Origin of the sequence: Streptomyces sp. NPDC005791 (assembly GCF_042871485.1) — a bacterium.
Classification (GTDB): Bacteria; Actinomycetota; Actinomycetes; order Streptomycetales; family Streptomycetaceae; genus Streptomyces.
Window position 1 is genome coordinate 173781 of record NZ_JBIAIP010000013.1, and the last position, 16095, is coordinate 189875.

General features: G+C 66.9%; 17 protein-coding genes and 1 pseudogene. 10 read left to right on the forward strand and 8 right to left on the reverse strand.

Going from position 1 to position 16095, the window contains the following annotated elements:
* Positions 1-50: 50 nt before the first annotated feature.
* The 6 genes from ACFYSH_RS24995 to ACFYSH_RS25020 form a co-directional block, all read right to left on the reverse strand.
* Positions 51-632 carry a hypothetical protein gene (locus tag ACFYSH_RS24995; protein ID WP_388755362.1) on the reverse strand — a complete coding sequence of 194 codons (582 nt, stop codon included), beginning with the start codon at positions 630-632 and terminating at the stop codon, positions 51-53.
* A gap of 39 nt (positions 633-671) precedes the next feature.
* Positions 672-1484, reverse strand: coding sequence for a hypothetical protein (locus ACFYSH_RS25000; RefSeq protein WP_388755365.1), 813 nt, complete (start codon positions 1482-1484; stop codon positions 672-674).
* A 66-nt stretch (positions 1485-1550) separates the two neighbouring features.
* Entirely contained in the window at positions 1551-3836 is a 2286-nt protein-coding gene (locus ACFYSH_RS25005) for a hypothetical protein (RefSeq protein WP_388755368.1), read from the reverse strand.
* 197 nt (positions 3837-4033) lie between these two features.
* The gene (locus ACFYSH_RS25010) at positions 4034-4204 is read right to left on the reverse strand and encodes a hypothetical protein (protein WP_388755371.1); all 171 of its coding nucleotides are present in this window, start codon (positions 4202-4204) and stop codon (positions 4034-4036) included.
* Positions 4201-5286, reverse strand: coding sequence for a hypothetical protein (locus tag ACFYSH_RS25015; protein WP_388755374.1), 1086 nt, complete (start codon positions 5284-5286; stop codon positions 4201-4203). Before ACFYSH_RS25015 ends, ACFYSH_RS25010 begins: the two co-directional genes overlap by 4 nt.
* A 172-nt stretch (positions 5287-5458) precedes the next feature.
* The gene (locus tag ACFYSH_RS25020; protein WP_388755377.1) at positions 5459-5896 is read right to left on the reverse strand and encodes an ATP-binding protein; all 438 of its coding nucleotides are present in this window, start codon (positions 5894-5896) and stop codon (positions 5459-5461) included.
* A 232-nt stretch (positions 5897-6128) separates the two neighbouring features.
* Here ACFYSH_RS25020 and ACFYSH_RS25025 point away from each other — a divergent pair, with 232 nt between their 5' ends.
* The 4 genes from ACFYSH_RS25025 to ACFYSH_RS25040 all read left to right on the forward strand — a co-directional run bounded on the left by ACFYSH_RS25025 (position 6129) and on the right by ACFYSH_RS25040 (position 10197).
* The gene (locus ACFYSH_RS25025) at positions 6129-6677 is read left to right on the forward strand and encodes a hypothetical protein (protein ID WP_388755380.1); all 549 of its coding nucleotides are present in this window, start codon (positions 6129-6131) and stop codon (positions 6675-6677) included.
* Positions 6678-6840: 163 nt separating this feature from the next.
* Entirely contained in the window at positions 6841-7194 is a 354-nt protein-coding gene (locus tag ACFYSH_RS25030; RefSeq protein WP_388755383.1) for a hypothetical protein, read from the forward strand.
* A complete protein-coding gene (locus ACFYSH_RS25035) occupies positions 7191-8600 on the forward strand; it encodes a hypothetical protein (RefSeq protein ID WP_388755386.1) in 1410 nt (469 codons plus the stop codon). The genes ACFYSH_RS25030 and ACFYSH_RS25035 overlap by 4 nt, the downstream gene beginning before the upstream one ends.
* Before the next feature lie 274 nt (positions 8601-8874).
* On the forward strand, positions 8875-10197 hold the full coding sequence (locus ACFYSH_RS25040) for a serine hydrolase domain-containing protein (RefSeq protein WP_388755388.1): 1323 nt from the start codon (positions 8875-8877) through the stop codon (positions 10195-10197).
* A gap of 134 nt (positions 10198-10331) precedes the next feature.
* Here ACFYSH_RS25040 and ACFYSH_RS25045 read toward each other — a convergent pair whose 3' ends face one another.
* Positions 10332-11603: a PIN-like domain-containing protein gene (locus ACFYSH_RS25045; protein WP_388755391.1), complete on the reverse strand. Its 1272-nt coding sequence runs from the start codon at positions 11601-11603 to the stop codon at positions 10332-10334.
* A gap of 758 nt (positions 11604-12361) precedes the next feature.
* Between ACFYSH_RS25045 and ACFYSH_RS25050 the strand changes: the two genes are divergently transcribed.
* The 4 genes and pseudogenes from ACFYSH_RS25050 (at position 12362) to ACFYSH_RS25065 (ending at position 13911) form a co-directional block, all read left to right on the forward strand.
* Entirely contained in the window at positions 12362-12676 is a 315-nt protein-coding gene (locus ACFYSH_RS25050; protein ID WP_388755394.1) for a hypothetical protein, read from the forward strand.
* A 251-nt stretch (positions 12677-12927) separates the two neighbouring features.
* Positions 12928-13014, forward strand: a pseudogene (locus ACFYSH_RS25055) (transcriptional regulator); the annotation flags it as partial.
* Positions 13015-13108: 94 nt separating this feature from the next.
* Positions 13109-13708: a DUF5753 domain-containing protein gene (locus tag ACFYSH_RS25060; RefSeq protein WP_388755397.1), complete on the forward strand. Its 600-nt coding sequence runs from the start codon at positions 13109-13111 to the stop codon at positions 13706-13708.
* On the forward strand, positions 13705-13911 hold the full coding sequence (locus ACFYSH_RS25065; RefSeq protein WP_388755400.1) for a DUF397 domain-containing protein: 207 nt from the start codon (positions 13705-13707) through the stop codon (positions 13909-13911). Before ACFYSH_RS25060 ends, ACFYSH_RS25065 begins: the two co-directional genes overlap by 4 nt.
* A 205-nt stretch (positions 13912-14116) precedes the next feature.
* Here the strand turns inward: ACFYSH_RS25065 and ACFYSH_RS25070 are convergent, their stop codons facing one another.
* Positions 14117-14431 (reverse strand): hypothetical protein, encoded by a 315-nt coding sequence (locus ACFYSH_RS25070; RefSeq protein WP_388755402.1) that lies wholly within the window; start codon positions 14429-14431, stop codon positions 14117-14119.
* Between the two features lie 548 nt (positions 14432-14979).
* Between ACFYSH_RS25070 and ACFYSH_RS25075 the strand changes: the two genes are divergently transcribed.
* Positions 14980-15831 carry a helix-turn-helix domain-containing protein gene (locus tag ACFYSH_RS25075; RefSeq protein WP_388755405.1) on the forward strand — a complete coding sequence of 284 codons (852 nt, stop codon included), beginning with the start codon at positions 14980-14982 and terminating at the stop codon, positions 15829-15831.
* The gene (locus ACFYSH_RS25080; protein WP_388755408.1) at positions 15828-16034 is read left to right on the forward strand and encodes a DUF397 domain-containing protein; all 207 of its coding nucleotides are present in this window, start codon (positions 15828-15830) and stop codon (positions 16032-16034) included. The genes ACFYSH_RS25075 and ACFYSH_RS25080 overlap by 4 nt, the downstream gene beginning before the upstream one ends.
* The last annotated feature ends 61 nt before the right edge of the window (positions 16035-16095 follow it).

The following is a 16095-nucleotide window of genomic DNA, read 5'->3' on the forward strand; positions in this document are numbered from 1 at the left end:
CGAAGATTTCCCTGGGGAATCATCGATTTCGATCGTCGTGCACGCGCGCGTCAGTCGTCGATGCCCAGATCAGCGCGCATAGCCTGTCTCAGCGCGCCCAGATAGGGCCAGACCGCTGCATGGAGTTCGTTCTCCAGGTCTGACAGTTCCACCGTATAGACGTGTGGTGCTGCTCCGTATTTCTTGAGCGTGCCGTACGCGGCGTTCAAACGCCCTTTGGCGGCCCCGGCAGAACGCAGCACCGCGTCCGGAAGGATCATCTGGGATTCCGCGTAACTGTCCCGATAGGCCAGCCGGCTCGCCTCCAGGTTCTTCAGCGCCGTGTCGACGTCCTGGTCGTCCTTCACCGCGTAGAGATAGTTGGTCATCTCCGTCAGGTACTGGCGTGAGGTGGTGTTCAGCGTGATGCAGCAGGCGCGCCGCCGTTCAAGGCTCTCGCTCTGTCTCTGCCTGGTTTGCTCCGCCTGGAGCAGTTCTTCGGTATGTCCGCGTTCCTCCCGCCGCTGTTCAGCGGCGGCCTGGAGCTCCATGCGCTTGGTGCGGTCCGCGCGGTTCTGGGTCAGCAGCGCGGCTCCCAGCGTTCCCGCCACGCCGACCATGGCGATCAGTAGACCCGCCCAGCTTGCACTCATACTCATTCCCCTTCATGAAGATCCGGGCCCTCGACGCTGTCAGTACGCGCCGATCGACCAGAAGACGCCCACCTCGTCGTGGCTCACCGCGATCACTCCCAGGTCCTCAAGCAGGTCGAGGCCGTTGATGTACTCGCCAGTGAGGAAGTGGTGGGACTCGGTGCCCTTGAGGCCCGCCGTGACGAAGTCCGGGGCCGGCCCGGACGCGGCGGCCCTCGCGTTGGTCCAGTAACACGCCTCCGGCCCGTACCGGTCGAGGAGTGTACGGGCGTCCGTCAGCACGGCATCCTGGTCTGGGCGGATTCGCACTGGGGCGGGCTCCCCCATCCATTCCTCCGTCATGACGGCGAGGGCAGTATCCGCCGCCTTCCTTTCCAGGGGGTACAGGTGATCGGCCAACTCTGATGCGACAGGCGGGTCGAAGGGATAAGCGGACACGCTGTCGCGAGCGCTGTTGGTGCGGTCCGGGTCCAGTCGGACCCACCCGCGCGGGTCGCGGACCGAGCGGTGCAGTACCGCCAGCACGTCGTGCGCCCAGTTCTCGTGCGAGCGAGGCCCTGTGGCCACGAAGACATACGGGTCGCCGAGCAGCCGGACGGCCGCCACGTTCCAAGGGCACACCCGCAGGCGGAACTCCTCCAACAGGCTGCCGACTTCCTGCGTGAAGACGTCCCGGGGCTGCCGCGCAAGGTCCTGGAGCCGGCCGAGAGCCCAGCGGACGAGGTCGCCCGCCTCGTCGACGGCGTGACCGTCGAGTCCATCAGGCAGCAGCGGAAGATCCGCTCCGTCCCGAAGGTCTTCCAGATGGGCGTCGAGCAGGTCGAGCGCGGTCCGGCTGAAGACCGGCGTCATCTTGTCACCTGAGTTCCGGATCGTCAGTACGTGAGAATCGTCCTGCTGCACACCACGGGCTCCCGCTCACTCGGAGGAACTCGCTTCCGCAGTGAGGCGGGGCGGCATCTCTCTCGGCGGGTTCCCGTAGGCAGCGTGGGCCCGTTCCTGCTCGCGACGCCACACTCTGCGCAACTCCTCATCGGTCGGAGGAACGGCAAGTCCCGCAGCACCGAGTACGTCGCGGAAGAAGGGAACCGGCCCGCCGTCTGCTCCCAGCACGAGCGCCGAGAGCACCGGCACGTCCTGCGGGAGCTGGCTGTCCAGCGATTCCATCCGTTGCTGCAGATCGGGCCGGCGCACGCCCCCGTCCAGGTGCAGGGCCGGAATGGTCTCCCCCAGGGCCGCCACACCGATGAGTTGTCTGGTCAGCCACTCCACCGGGTCTCCCACAGCCGCCTTCGCCTGCTCAGCAGGCTGATGCGGAGCTGCGGGTGCTGTCGCACGCCGCTGTCCCGGTGCCCCTGCGGACTCGCGCCCCCGCTCGGCTGCCCGCAGCGTGTACTCCAGCAGGCTGACGACGAACTCCGGGGTCTCACGCACCAGCTTCCGCTGCTGCTGGTCCTGGGGTCGTTTCGCGCCTTCCCCGTAGGCGAGCCAGGCTTCCGCACGGCGGAGAGCCCTGTTCGCCGGTCTGCGGGCGTCCTTGCCCAGCCCGGGCATCAATGCGTCGAGTCGCGTGACAAGCGCCCTCACCCGCCGTGCGTCATCAGGGTTCTGGGCCTTCGGCTCGGCCCTGGGCTCCCTCACGGCCGGGGCGGTCCGGGTCCTGGCAGGTTGCTGCAGCGCGGTCTCCTGCTCCCCCTGCCTCGGCACACGCCGCTCGGGCGCGAGCGACAGCCGAGGCGGCATCAGGCGTGCGGGCTTTGCATAGGCGGCGAAGGCCCGGTCGGCCTCCACCTCGGCCCAACGTGTGATCCGCGACGAGCGCTCGGAGTGAGCCACGCCCAGCCGGGAAAGCAGCCGCGGCAGATACGACGGGGGCGCCCCGTTCTCCCTGACGAGCGCGGACAGCACCGGCACGTTCTCCCACAGCGGCTGATCCACGTCCAGGAGCAGGGAGATACGGTCCTCGGTCGTGCAGGTGTCGAGTGCGCGGCCAACGGTCCGGGCGAGCTCTTCCCACGTCGTGGTACGGCCCCGGCGGGCGCTCTGTCCGAGAGCCTCGCGCAGGGCGTTCACCTGCTTGGGCCGGGTGCTGGGGCCACGAGGGGCCTGCGCCTTCTCCGAGGCTTTCTTCGCTTCCCCCCGCAATGCCTTCTTCGAGGGCTGAGCCACCGTCGGCGCCACTGCGGCTTTCCTGCCCGTCGGCTGCTCGCCGCGAGGTGCCGTCGCGGCCACCGGCTCGGTGCTGCCCCCGGGAGGCGGGGTCCACAGTCCCGTGCGCTGGGCTTCGTGTGCGTTGAGCCTTTGGTAGCGGTCAGCCTTGACGGCCCAGCCGCCGCCGTCCTCGGTCATCAGGACGCGAGCACCTTCGGAGACACGGTAGACGTGTTCGACGGGTGGACTGTCGGTGTCGCCCGGCAGGGAGACAACGGTGCGGACGATGGGGCCGTCCACCGGCTTCACGTCCGCGAGGAGAAGTCGCCGGCCCTTCTCCTCGAAGGGCGAACGCTCGGGCGTCATGTCTCCGGGGGCGGGTGCGAAGACCACCGAACCCTGGACCGGGAAAACGATCGGCCTGGGCAGCGGCCTGGACAGGCGGATCTCCTCGACATGAGGCGTGACGATGCCGGAGGGCGTCAGGGTGCATTCCTGGAGCGGGGTCCAGGCGACCGTGCGGTCCCGGGCCTCGGCGCCGATGTCCACGCGCCGCTCCCCTCCGACCGTTTCGCAGCGCACGCGGAGGCAGTAGCCCTGGCGGCCGAGGAACTGCTGAGTGATCGGCCCTTCCGTGCCGAAGATCCAGTCGATGTCATCCCCCTGCGCGCCGAGTTCCTCGGCGCTGCTGCGCCAGGTCCGGTAGTCCACGGCGCCGAGCTGGAAGCGCAGTCGGCGGCGGCTCTCGGCGAGATACACATCGACGGCGTCACCGGGTCCGGTCCCGAGATCCTGTGTCTGCACCTTGCCGTTGAGTTTCCGCGCGTCCAACAGGCGTCGCACACCCTGCTTGATGAAGAGATGGTCGGCGCTGGATTCGCCGGTGGCCTTGCGACGGCAGACGGGGGCATCCGCCTGGTGGGCGAAGTGGCACACCTTGTTGGTGTACCGGCGGTCGCTCAACGCACCGCCGCAGCCACCGAGCTGCAGTCCACACCAATACGTGTAGTCCGAGTGCCTCTTGCGCCAGATGTCCAGCTCGAATGCGTCCATGGGCAGGATGATCGGGAGGTCTGAGTTCTTCTGACCGATCACGGCAGTCTGGACAAGGCGGTGGTCGTGCAAGGCGGGCACCTTCCCCCGTGAGAACAGCGACAAGCATGACAGTCATTGACTGAGTTCACAAGAGGCTGGGCCACCTGCACTTGACGCCGCAAGTGGCTGCGCACCTACCTGATGACCGGCGCCCCTCAGCCCTTCTCGTCGGGTTCCTCATCGCGTCCGCGCCGACGGCGCACCCGCTCGGCGATCCCATTGGAGAGCTTCTCCGTCACCGAGCCGGCCCGATCGAGGGTCTCGCTCCCGAGGCTCCTGGCGGTATCGACGCCCTTGGCTCCCGCTTCAAGCGCCTTGTCCCTCACCTCCGTAGCCGCATGCGCCCACCGTCTCGCCTCGGACGACTGCCCCCGGCCTCGATCCCGAGCAGCAGGTGGAAGTCGCAGACGCTGGTCGCGACGTGATTGCTCGACTGGACCACAGCCGGGGACTTGGCCGGGTGCAGCAACACCTTCGCGTTAGCCGTGTCAGCTACCGCATTCATCCTGGCCAGCAGGCGCTCGGTGCTCCGCAGGATGAGTTCCAAACGGTCCTGACGGGCAGCCTTCAGCCCGAGACGATGCCCGTTCAACTCCTCAGGTGACACGTCCAGCACCCGGTCGAGTTCGAGCACGGCCATCGCATTCTGCAGCTGAAAGCAGCGCGCCAGAACAGCGAGCCACTCCCGGACGGCGGACTCAGCCTCCTTGACCGTCGTGGCGAGATCACCGATCTTGTCCTTGTGCTCCATCTTCTCGGCGACTGCGTCGAGCTGGCGCAATGCGTACACCTGGGTCTCCGCGATCGCCGTCGGCGCGGCCTGGACCTTCGACCAAGTGATCTCGTCGACTCCCCGCCTCTTCTCGCAGATGGTCATGACCTCCTCGATGACGAAGCCCACTCCGATCATGCGGGCCAACACCGCGTCCTTCTGGGCGCGCAGCACGTCGTCGACCTTCGCGTCGATCGTGGCGAGATAGTCGGTGATCTCGTCCATGGTCTGCTGCATCGCGACCTGCGACATGAGCTTCGCGGCATTGGCGAGGACCGCCGGGTTGCTCAGAAGCGAGCGAGGTCCCTTCACGAATTCGACGAATCCCCTGATCTGCCCCTTCTGCCCCTTCACCACACCTGTACTGAAGCCAGTCTTCGAACTCTCTCTCAACCCGTACTTCTTGACGAGCTGTGCCGACTTCGGGGTCAGCTTCACCCATCGACCGGAGTTGGCGGCAAGGTCCGAGCCCACCTGTGCGGCTACAGCCCCGATACCGACGGCGGACTTGAGCCGTTGCACTCCGAGGTCCTTCGACGACAGTCCTTCCGAGACGAGGAAGCGTTCGACGTCGGCCTCACTCCCGAGGACCGCCAGTCCGTCACCGTCACTGATCAGCTGAATCCCGTTGTCCATCGCCCGCTCCAGAAGTGGCTGCTCACAATGAGGGTGCGCGCGGTGACCGCCGGGCAGAGCCGAGGGCCCGCCCTGCCTGTGCCGGCACTTCGTCCACTCGAATCGGGACACCTCGTCCGGACGTCCCTCCCTTGGATGCCAAGAATGCCACCCGTTAACTGAGTTCACAAGATTACGCGGATACCACTTCCGCCCAGACCGTCTTGGTGTAGGCGTCACGGGTTGTGCAGCCCCAGCAGTCCGCGTAAGCGTCGATGAGGAGCAGCCCCAGTCCCGCCGCGGTGTCGGGGCGGGCGGACGACGGGTTGGGCAGCAGGCGCTCGGGGCGTGCGTCCGTCACTTCGATGCGCACGGCGTCGGGCAGGAGCGCGAGGGCCAGGCGGAAGTCGCGGCCGGGCAGGCGCCCGTGGGTGATGGCGTTGGAGGCCAGTTCGGCCGCGACGAGGGCGACGGCACGGGCGGAACCGGAGTCGTACGGGATCCCCCACACCGCGAGCTGCTGCTCGGCAAGCCGCCGCGCGAGGCGGGCTCCGCGGGGCGTGCTGCTGAGACGGATGTCGAACTCGGCCGTCGTGAGGCGGAGTCCGGCGACGTGGCTTCTGGATGACATGTCGCCACCGTGCAGGTCGCAGCCGAGCGCGGGCCAGGGCATTCCGCCGTACCCCGGCGCGACGTACGGCCGCCGTACGGGTCACGGCGACCTTGACCGCCCGCTCCGGACGTCTGAATCTGTTCCTCATCGAAGGTCAGCTCCATGGTGGCCAGTCGCTCGTCACCACACCGGCAGGCGACGGCCGGGCAGGCACACGGCTGACGCGGGCAACGACGTTCCAGGGGGAGTCATGAGCACCGGGGTCATAGCGCTACTGGTCGCCGTGGTCGGTGTAGCGGGCACTCTGCTCGCCCCGATCACCACCGCCTGGGTGGGCTCCCGCTCACGCCGCCAGGAGTTCGAACTCCAGCAGGACTCCGACCGGGCGAAGCGGCACATCGACGACGCACAGGCGAACCTGGAGCGCCGGCGCGACACCTATGTCGCGCTGAACTCCGGCGCCCGACGATACCGGTTCCTGATGATGGAGGACCTCTACGCCGTACGCCGCGGGGCAGACCCCGATCCGGCGACGGAGGTGGCGCGCGTCGAGTTCCAGGACACGTACGCGCAGGCGCAGATGCTCGTGCCCGACGACGTCCTGCAGCCCTGCCAGACGGTCCGGGTGGCGCTGGCAGAGGCCAAGAAGCTCATGGACTCACTGACCGAGGACGTCCCGCACGATCAGCAGAAGTGGCAGGAGGCCCACGCCTTCCTGATCGGCATGTGGGAGCCGATAGGAGTGATGCAGCTCGCCATGCGCCAGGACCTCGGCATCTCGGCGCCGCCCCACCCGTGAACCGGACGCGTTGGCAACAAACGTCTGACGACGCGCGCTTCCCACCCGGCCATCTGTGGACGGCTTTTTCTGTTCGTCCCCTCCTGGAGTGGCGGGGTCTCTAAGATGCAGGAGTCGGTCGGAACATCAGATAACCGAAATGCAGCACTAAGGGTGGAGCAAAGTGACTGTCGAGGCCTACTGGGATAAATCCGACGAAGAGCTCTACTCGCTGCTCGGGGCGGAGCTGCTGGGCGAGGGCTTGGGGCTCTCCCCCGAGGATCAGGAGAACCACCGCCGCTTCGGTAAACAGTGGTTCGCCAACAAGCGCAGTGAACTGCAGCGGAGGATCTGCCATCACGAGAAGACGCAAGGCCTGCTGGGGACCACGGGGTCGGACAGGCTGATAGACGCGTTCACCATCCAGGAACTGCTCACCGACCTGGATGACGACCCCACCACAGCCGCACTGATCGCCGTCCTCGTTGCGCGGGTAGGCCTCGGCGCCTTCTGCCGCACGGCACCGGCACCATCGTGATCCGCAAGACGATGGCCGACCGGAAGTACGAGCTGCTCCGGGCCGACCGCGAAGTGCAGCTCAGGGAAATGAGGCAACGACTGCGTGAGCTCGGGGACGAGGAGGGCCTCCGACAGCTCGACGCCGCTGCGGCAGCGTGGCAGCAAAGCGAGTGGGCCGGCAAGTACGGGGACATGATGACCGCGCCCGAGGAGTTTGTGACCGAGCAGGTGAAAGCCGCCATGGCCGATCTCGGTGCGAGTACGGAACGCCTCGCCTCCGTGCGCGTCGTGAAGACCCTCAGAGAAGACGTCTCGGCACAGATGACGCCGTTCTCCGACGGTTCAGGGCTGGTCAATGTGGCCGACGCGACCCTCACTCTGTGCTCCCACTATGCCCGGTACATCTCGATCTCCCTGACCCAGCTTGCCTCCGGGTCCTTTCGCGCGAGCGTACGGGCGGCAAGAGCAGGAAATATGGGCGGGGACCCGGCTGTGCTCACCGGCCTGCTGCGCTACTACTGCACGAATCAGCGGGTGTACGCCTTGGCCGCGAAACTGGGCCTGCGGCTGGACCTCGAGGCCGAGAGCAACGCCGCGTTCCTTTACCTCCAGGCCAGCCAGTTCGTCATCGGGCACGAGATAGCCCACCACACGCTAGGGCACCAGTCCGCCGTGAGCGGCTTCTCACCGGACGAACACATTCCGGTCTGTTCGGACAACCAGGCCAGAGAACTGGAGGCGGATCTGTTCGCCTACCGAGCCGGCAAACGGCTGATCGAGCAGGAACTCACCGGCCGGGCGGAGGCTGACCACGCCGCGACGTTCTCCCTCTTGGGAGCCTTGATCGCCATGCTGGCCGTGCACCTGACGGAGCGGGCGCTGTTCATCCGCCGAGGCTGCACTCACCCGTCCGCCCGTGTCCGATCTGCGCTGCTTCTCGACCAGGTCGGTGAGCGGGAGCAGCAGTTTGCAAGGATCTTCCTCAGTACGCCGCTGGCTGCGACGGAATCGGCCTTGGCCTTCTCCGAGGAAGCCCAAGTCTTCTCCTGGGAGTTGGCAGGCACAGCACCGGTATACACGTCGTTGCCTCATACGAAAGTACTCAACGTTGCCCAGCTCGACGCGCTGCAGTGCCGCTCGGAGTCCTGGCTCCTTGCTCTCCTGGAGAACGAGAGCCGGCACTCCGACGCCTGGCTGGGCGAGGCCGCACGCCTTGCTGTCAGCGGAGACCCCGCGGAAGCGCTGCGCCTCTGGGGCGTACGCAAGACCGGCATCGCCCCGCTCTGCGACCCGGGGAAGCCACTCTTGTTCTTCACCCTTCTGGACAGCCTGAGGAAGGGCTTCGAGGCGCGAGGGGTGGACAGCCTGCGAACGGACGGGTATGCCCTGGCGGCGGCGACATTGGCTGCCCGTCACCTGACCTGATCGGCTGCCCGTTACCTGACCTGATCTTCAACCCGTTCGGCGAGGGCGCCGGCAGAAGTATCGGCCTCTGTCCGGCCGGCCACGTGTGGGGACGCGCATGGTGTGCGCCGCAGGCTGACACCCGGATGCGTGACCCGGCGCCGGGCAGGCCGACACCTGACAAACGTCATCTCTTCCTGTGCACGGAGTCGTTCCCAAGGAGGATGGATCGCCGGTATGACGCGCAGAGGATAGGGAGCTCCGCCACGCACAACTAATGAGACGGGGCCCGCCCATGCGCAACACCCACCCGAACCCTCACCCCGATCGCCGGAGACTACGCCTGGCCGCCGTGGCATCGGCGGCCTTGCTGTCGCTCGCGGTCGGTGCGCTTCCGGCCGGAGCGACTGCCCCGCAGCCTGCCACCGCATCCTCCGCCGCGGCCATGTCCGGCCTCGACCGGCAGGCGTTGCGGGCCTCCCTCGATGCGTTCCACCAGGCGGGGATGTACGGGGCCTACACATCGGTCAGGGACGGCTCCGAGCAATGGCGCGGGGCGACAGGCGTCGCCGACATCGACAGCAGGCGGCCGATGCGCCCGGACTATGAGCACCGCATCGGCAGCATCACCAAGACCTTCACCTCGGTGGCCGTCCTCCAGCAGGTGACCAAGGGCCGAATAGACCTGGACGCCCCAGTCGGCGACTACGTTCCGGAGCTGGTGCCTGGCGAGCGGGGCCGGCAGGTGACCGTGCGGATGCTGCTCAACCACACGAGCGGCATCGCGGACTACGTACTGCCCGCCTTCCCCAAGCTGGTGACGGACCCGGGACAGGCCCTGGACGAAGGCCGGTTCCGCAGGATGGACCCCGAGGAGCTGGCCCGCCTCGGCCTGGCGGCCGAGCCGCAGGCGCCGCGTGGCATACACGCGTACGCGAACACCAACTACATCATCGCCGGTCTGCTGCTGGAGAAGGTCACGGGCCAGGACGCGGAGTCGTACATCACCAGCAACGTCATCCGCAAGGCCGGACTCCGGCATACGTACTTCCCGCGCTCCGCCCGCATATCGGGGCCGCACGCCAGGATGTACGAGTCGTTCTACGGGACCATCGAACCGGCGCGCGACTACAGCGTCTACGACATGTCCTGGGCCGGGACGGCGGGTGCGATGGTCTCCACGATGAGCGACCTCAACGACTTCTACCGCAGGCTCCTGGGCGGGAAGCTGCTCGGCGCGGCGGAGTTGCGGGAGATGAAGACGACGGTTCCCGCCTACGAGCCGGCTCCGGGACAGGAGGTGGCGATGCGGTACGGCCTCGGCCTGTACACGCTCAAGATGCCCAGCGGCGGATGGTACTGGGGACACGACGGTGGCGTGTTCGGAGCGGGGACCTGGGCCCTGTCCACGGAGGACGGGCGCCGCCAGGCCGCTATCGGCTACAACCTGATGAAGTACGAGCGGTTCGACGAGGACGGCCGACCTCTGCCGGACCCGATCGGCAACGCGCTGTTCGGATACATGGACGGAGCGCTGAGCGGCGCGCCCGTTGAGCGGGCTCCCGGCGCGTCGCCCGTGCCTCAGCGTCTGGTCGCACCCGAGCAGCTGCAGCGCTAGCCTGGCCGTTTGGCTGGGACCAGCACCGCCCTGGGTTCGGCGGTCACGCAGCCCTCGCCGCCCGCGATCAGGATCGCGGGCGGCTCAGACCTGCTCCGGAGTGCTATCCCGCAAGCCGCCGGTGTCGGCGCGCGTCAGCCTTCGTCGGTCTCGGGGTCGTATGCCGCGTCCTCGTCACCGGTGTCGGCGTCGTTCGCCAGCGTGACGACGCCGTGCGCGTCGAAATGCTCGGCGATACCCTTCAGCATCGGGACGGTGTAATCAGGGACGTCGAACCCCGATGCCAGAACGTCGCCGTCATACACAGCACGCAGCAATTCCTCCGGTGTGCCGTCGATGAGGCCGAGTTCGTGGAGGCGGCGAGCGGCGGTCGCCACTGGCCGGGTGAAGCCGCGCAGCATCCGATTCGCCCCGTAACCACCGAGCTTGTAGACGGTCTCTCGATCGACGAAGCCGTTGTTGCGACCGGCGTGAAGCAGCACCTGGAATCTGACCGGGGACTGGTGCTGGAGCGTGGCCAGCAAATAGCGGAGCATCGCCTCAGACCACACAACGGTGCTCGACTCCCTCTCCATCTGACGCAGTGCGTCGACCGACGTGCTGGCCACTCTCCCGCGCAGATCGAGGCTGTCCTGGGCGAGGTCGAGCAGACCACTCGGCTCCAGCATGTACAGCTGTCGGCCCGTCTCGGCGCGCAGCTCGTGTACGAGCTCAACGCGTGGCTGCCGGTCGCCGGACACCGCCAGGGTCCGCCACCAGTCCTCCTTGAGGTCCCTGGTGACGAAGAGGACGTCCATACCGCGCGCTGCCACCTCCGCGGAAAGCTGTCTCCACACGATGTAGTCGCCCGCCGCAGCCTGGTCGGGCTTTCCGTCCTCGAAGTCGCGAAAACCTGGCGGCTGCCTGTGCTGTGAGCGCTCCTTGGCTTCCGCAACCCATCGTGTGAGCTGGTCATCCGTCGGCCGGGCCCCGACCTTGCCCTGGAGCAGCACCTCCAGCTTCGCGATCACCGGGTCCGCCGATGTGTCAGGTGCACCCGGTACCTGGTCGTCCGTAGCCTGCCGTTCGAGCACCTCGCGCAGACCATCCAGGGTGGCGTCAAGGTCCTCCTCGAGCTTGCTCAGCTCGTCACGGATAGGGGCGTCCGCAGCCAGGTGGACGGCCCGCGCCCAGCGGTTGAGCGAGTCTCCGATGGTGCTGCGCGCCTTGGTCATGACTGCGACGGTGTCGCGCACCTGGGCGTGATGGTGTCCGAGTACGCCGGGCTGTTGCTGATTGCGCCAAAACTCGACGAGGACCTGGTGCGGTACCCACAGGCGAGCGCCGAGCGCCTCCAGTACCGTCAGCATGTCTTCGCGAACCTGTCGGTTCATCCGGTACAGATCGATCAGCACATTGGTGTCCACGATGACGACCCCGTGTGCCAGGACCCCGCGGACTTCCGTCGGCGCAGGTGTCCGGTAACCCTCGAACCCGCTGAACAGCCCCCGCTGTTCCTCATCCCCTGAACCCACCATGTTCCCCCCTTTGAACTGCCTGGCGGCCAAGGCTAGTCAGAAGATCTGGCTACGGGGCCGTAATACAGCGAGTGAGCCTTGAAGAGAATCAGACATGGGGCATCGGTCCAACAGAATGAGACCTTCGCGGTTCCACACCCGGTGAGGCCCAACCCAAGACTTGCGGCGCCCCGGGCAAGGCTTGAGGGCCGAGGCAGCCGGCTCACGTACCGAGGCGGTCCATCGGCACTCCAGTTGCCCGTCCTGGCAGTGATGAACTCCTGCAACCCAGGCCAAGACTGAGCGCGACGTGGGGGTGTCGGCCTCTACGACAGTCATTATATGAATGCGTTATGTACTTATGCCCACACTGTGCGCAACCGGTCAAGCGGACCCGTTCGGGTCGCGTAGCGCGCCACCTCCTGACCGTGTACAGCGACCTCCAGTGCAAGGGGGAAGGTGCACAACCCGTACGCAGTGCAGGGGGCCGGGCCTCCGAGGTCGTAGCTGCCGACCGGATAGATGCGACCCACGATCTGCCGGCCCCCGACTGGCTTCCACCCTGGCACCAACGGCACTTGGCCTCACTCGCCCTTCCGGCCTCGGGTGACGTGCGAATCTGGTTGCCCTACAAGACATCCCTGGGGCACCGCGCCACGATCGGCACCATGATGCCGACAGCCACTCCGCCGATGTGGGACGGGCAACGCAACTGCTGGACAGCACCGAAGGGCCACTTCCTGACGCTGTCCAACAGGCTCCTGAAGCAGCACCGGCACCTCATCATCGGCCGCGAGTACAGGCCCGGTGAGCGGTGCAACGCGCGGTGCAAGAGCGCAGAAGGGCCGTACTGCATCTGCTCCTGCCGGGCGAAGCACCACGGCCATGGGCGATGGATGAGGGACTTCGTGACGGTCAACGAGTTCGGCACCAGGTACCGACACGAATCATGGCACTGGCTCGTCACCACGTCAGCCCGCTGAAGACGAGCGGCTAGAGGGCCCGGTGGAACCGGACATCTGACGCCGGCCGTCCCTCCGCTCGGCGGACGTCGCACAGTCTTGTACGGGTGCTGTACGGGTCCGGGGCCGTGACGGCGGAGGGGTCGTGGCGGTTGATCCATGTCCAGTCGCAGTGGGGTGGCCGGAAGGGCGTGAGGGCAGTGCGGGCCACGGGTAACGGGCGCACGACGAAGGTGAAGGCGAAGGAGGACGGCGAGCTGCCGGGGGTGTGGGTGGCGTACGGGACGCTGCTCCAACACCTGCGCAAGCGGGCGGGGTTGAACCAGCAGGCGCTGGGCGAGGCCATCGGGTACTCGCTGGAGCAGGTCGCCTCGGTCGAGCAGGGACGGGCGGCGAAGGTGACGTTCACGGCCGCGGCGGAAACGGGCGCTGGGTGCGGGCGGCGTACTGGACGTGCTTCAGGGCGAGGTGGACCGGGCGAAGCTTCCCAGATTCTTCCGGGACGTAGCGGCGCTGGAAGCGGAGGCTGTCAGCCGCTTCTCCTACGACCCGCTGCTGGTGCCAGGGCTGCTGCAGACCGAGGCCTACGCCACTACCCTGCTCAACGCCCATTTCCCACCCCTGGACGAGGACACCGTCGAACACCGGGTATCAGCCCGCCTCGCCAGGCAAACACTGCTGGGCCGGAAGAACCCGCCGATCGTGTTCGTCTTCGTCGTCGAGGAGTCGGTACTTCACCGCGGTGTGGGAGGCAGTGCGGTGAGGAACGAGCAGCTGGAAGTGCTCCTGGAGCGTTCACGGATGAGGAACGTGGAACTCCAGATCATGCCGACGTCTCACGCCGCGCATAGTGGTCTCAACGGTCCGATGGTGTTACTGGAGACGATGGACCACAGGCAGTGTGTGTATGTGGAGGCACAGGACGTGGTGAGCGTCCGATCCGAACTCCGTGAGGTCAGCGAGTTCTCGTTGCGGTATGGAATGCTGCGGACGCAGGCCCTCAACACCGAGGAGTCCTCACTGCTCATCGAGCGCGTGGCTAGGGAGCTATGAGTAACGACCAGCAGACGAAGCAGCCCGACGGACTGACCTGGGTCAAGAGCAGCTACAGCGGCACCAGCGGCGGCGACTGCGTCGAGGTGGCCGCCGGCCACGGGGTGATCCACGTACGCGACTCGAAGGTCACGGACGGCGGGCCAGTACTGCGGGTCAGCCGGGGCGGATGGGCGGCGTTCATACCGCTCGCACGGGGGTAACGCCGACGAGGACCCGCCCGCAGCACGCGGGGGCGAAGTAGAGCTGTGCGTGGTGCGGCAGTTGACGAGCAAGGGGTTGGCCGGACGGTTCACCAGGCCCGGGGGGTCAGCCTGCCTGTACTCGGACCTCTCGGTGGCCAAGACGACGACGTCGGCTCCGTCGACGCCACGGAAGCGACAGGGGAGCCCTTCGTTGTTTCACGTCTCAATGCTTCCGAGGGGACTTCCCCTTCACTTCACCGGGGATGGTCTTGACGGGAGAGAATCTCAGGCTGAATCCAGCAGAGCCACCCCATCCAACCTCCACCCGAGTCGTATTGAAGGTGGCCGACGCGCTGCCGCCTCCGTCTTCCTTCTTCTCGAAGGACAAGTCCTTGGCCGTCTTGACCAGCTCAACCGCGAGCATGACCATCTGACCTTGAGGTGTGTCCTTGAGTTCCTTCTTGAGGTCCATCAGTTTTCCCCCTTCTCGTTTCAAGGTGTAGAAGTCCCTGTTGGCGACGAACAGGTCGTTCGACATCCGTCGCGTTCCCGATGACCGCCAGACCGTGTGCGCTGCCCTCACGACGACGTGAAGTCGCCATGAAGAAGTACGCGACAAGCATCTCAGACGTTGACTATGTTCACAACACCAAGCGATCGGCACTTCCGCCCAGGCCGTCTTGGTGCAGGCGTCACGGGCTGCGCAGCCCCATGGGTCCGCGTACGCGTCGACGCGGAGAAAGGTCCAGCCCGCGGTGGCATCCGGAAGGGCTGCGACAGGTCCGGCAGGAGCCGCTCGGGGCGGGTGTCCGTCACCTCGATCCGCACGGCGTGCAGCACCGCACGCCCGATGGCACGAGTGGCGCGGCTGAATCCCCGGCGGGTCCGCCCTATGGAAGATCCACATGCGGGGGCAATCGGTCACCCCGATGACGTCCAACGCTGTTGGTCTGCTCGCACCTGGGTACGGCTGACAGCGCGCCGACTTGTACGGGCTCTGTACGGGCTCGGGCCGTGACGCGGGAACGGCCTCTGCTGTTGAACCATGTCCAGCCGTAGTGCGGTGGCCGGAAGGGTGTGAGGGCAGTGCGGGAGACGGGTAACGGGCGCGCGACGAAGGTGAAGGCGAAGGAGGACACCGAGCTGCCGGGGGTCTGGGTGGCGTACGGGACGCTGCTCCAGCACCTGCGCAAACGGGCCGGGTTGAACCAGCAGGCGTTGGGTGAAGCCATCGGGTACTCGCTGGAGCAGGTCGCGTCGGTCGAACAGGGGCGGCGGGCGGCGAAGGCGACGTTCACGGTGGCTGCGGAACGGGCGCTGGGGGCGGATGGGGTGTTGGACGTGCTCCAGACCGAGGTGGACCGCGCGAAGCTTCCTCGCTTCTTCCGTAACTTCGCGCTCATCGAGGCGGAGGTGCTGAGCCGGTTCTCGTACGATCCGCTGCTGGTGCCGGGGCTGTTGCAGACGGAGGCGTACGCACGGGCGGTGTTCGCCGGCCACTGCCCGCCGTTCAGCGAGGAGATCGTCGACCAGCACACGGAGGCGCGGCTGGGGCGTCAGCGGCTGCTGACGCGGGACCCATTGGCGGAGCTGTCGTTCACTGTCGGGGAGGAGGCGTTGCGGAACCCGGTGGGTGGTGTCGAGGTGATGCGGGAGCAGTGGCAACGCCTGCTTGACGTAGGCGCCTTGCGCAATGTGGAGGTGCAGGTGATGCCCACTGGGAGCGGCTTCCATACTGGCCTGGACGGTCCGTTCGTCCTGGTCGAGACGAGCGAGCTCCGGCGCCTCGGATACATCGAGGCCCAGGAGATCGGGTGCATCGTCAGTGATCCGGCAGACGTCAGCGGCTTCGCGCTGCGTTATGGCAAGCTGCGATCGCAGGCCCTGAACGCCCAGGAGTCTGCGCGGCTCATCGAACGGCTGGTGGGAGAGACATGAGCGTGGAGCAGGTAACCGGGAACGTGGACAAACTGCGCTGGTTCAAGAGCAGCTACAGCGGGTCGGGCGGCGGCGACTGCGTAGAGGTGGCTGCCGACCACGATGCGGTCTACGTACGGGACTCGAAGGTCGCGGGCGGTGGGTCGGTGTTGCGGGTCGGCCGGGGCGAGTGGGCCGCGTTCGTGTCGCTCGCGCAGGGGTAACGCCGACGAGGTTTCCTGAGGGGAAACGACGGGCTCGCCCGCCTCACGTGAGGTGATGCCG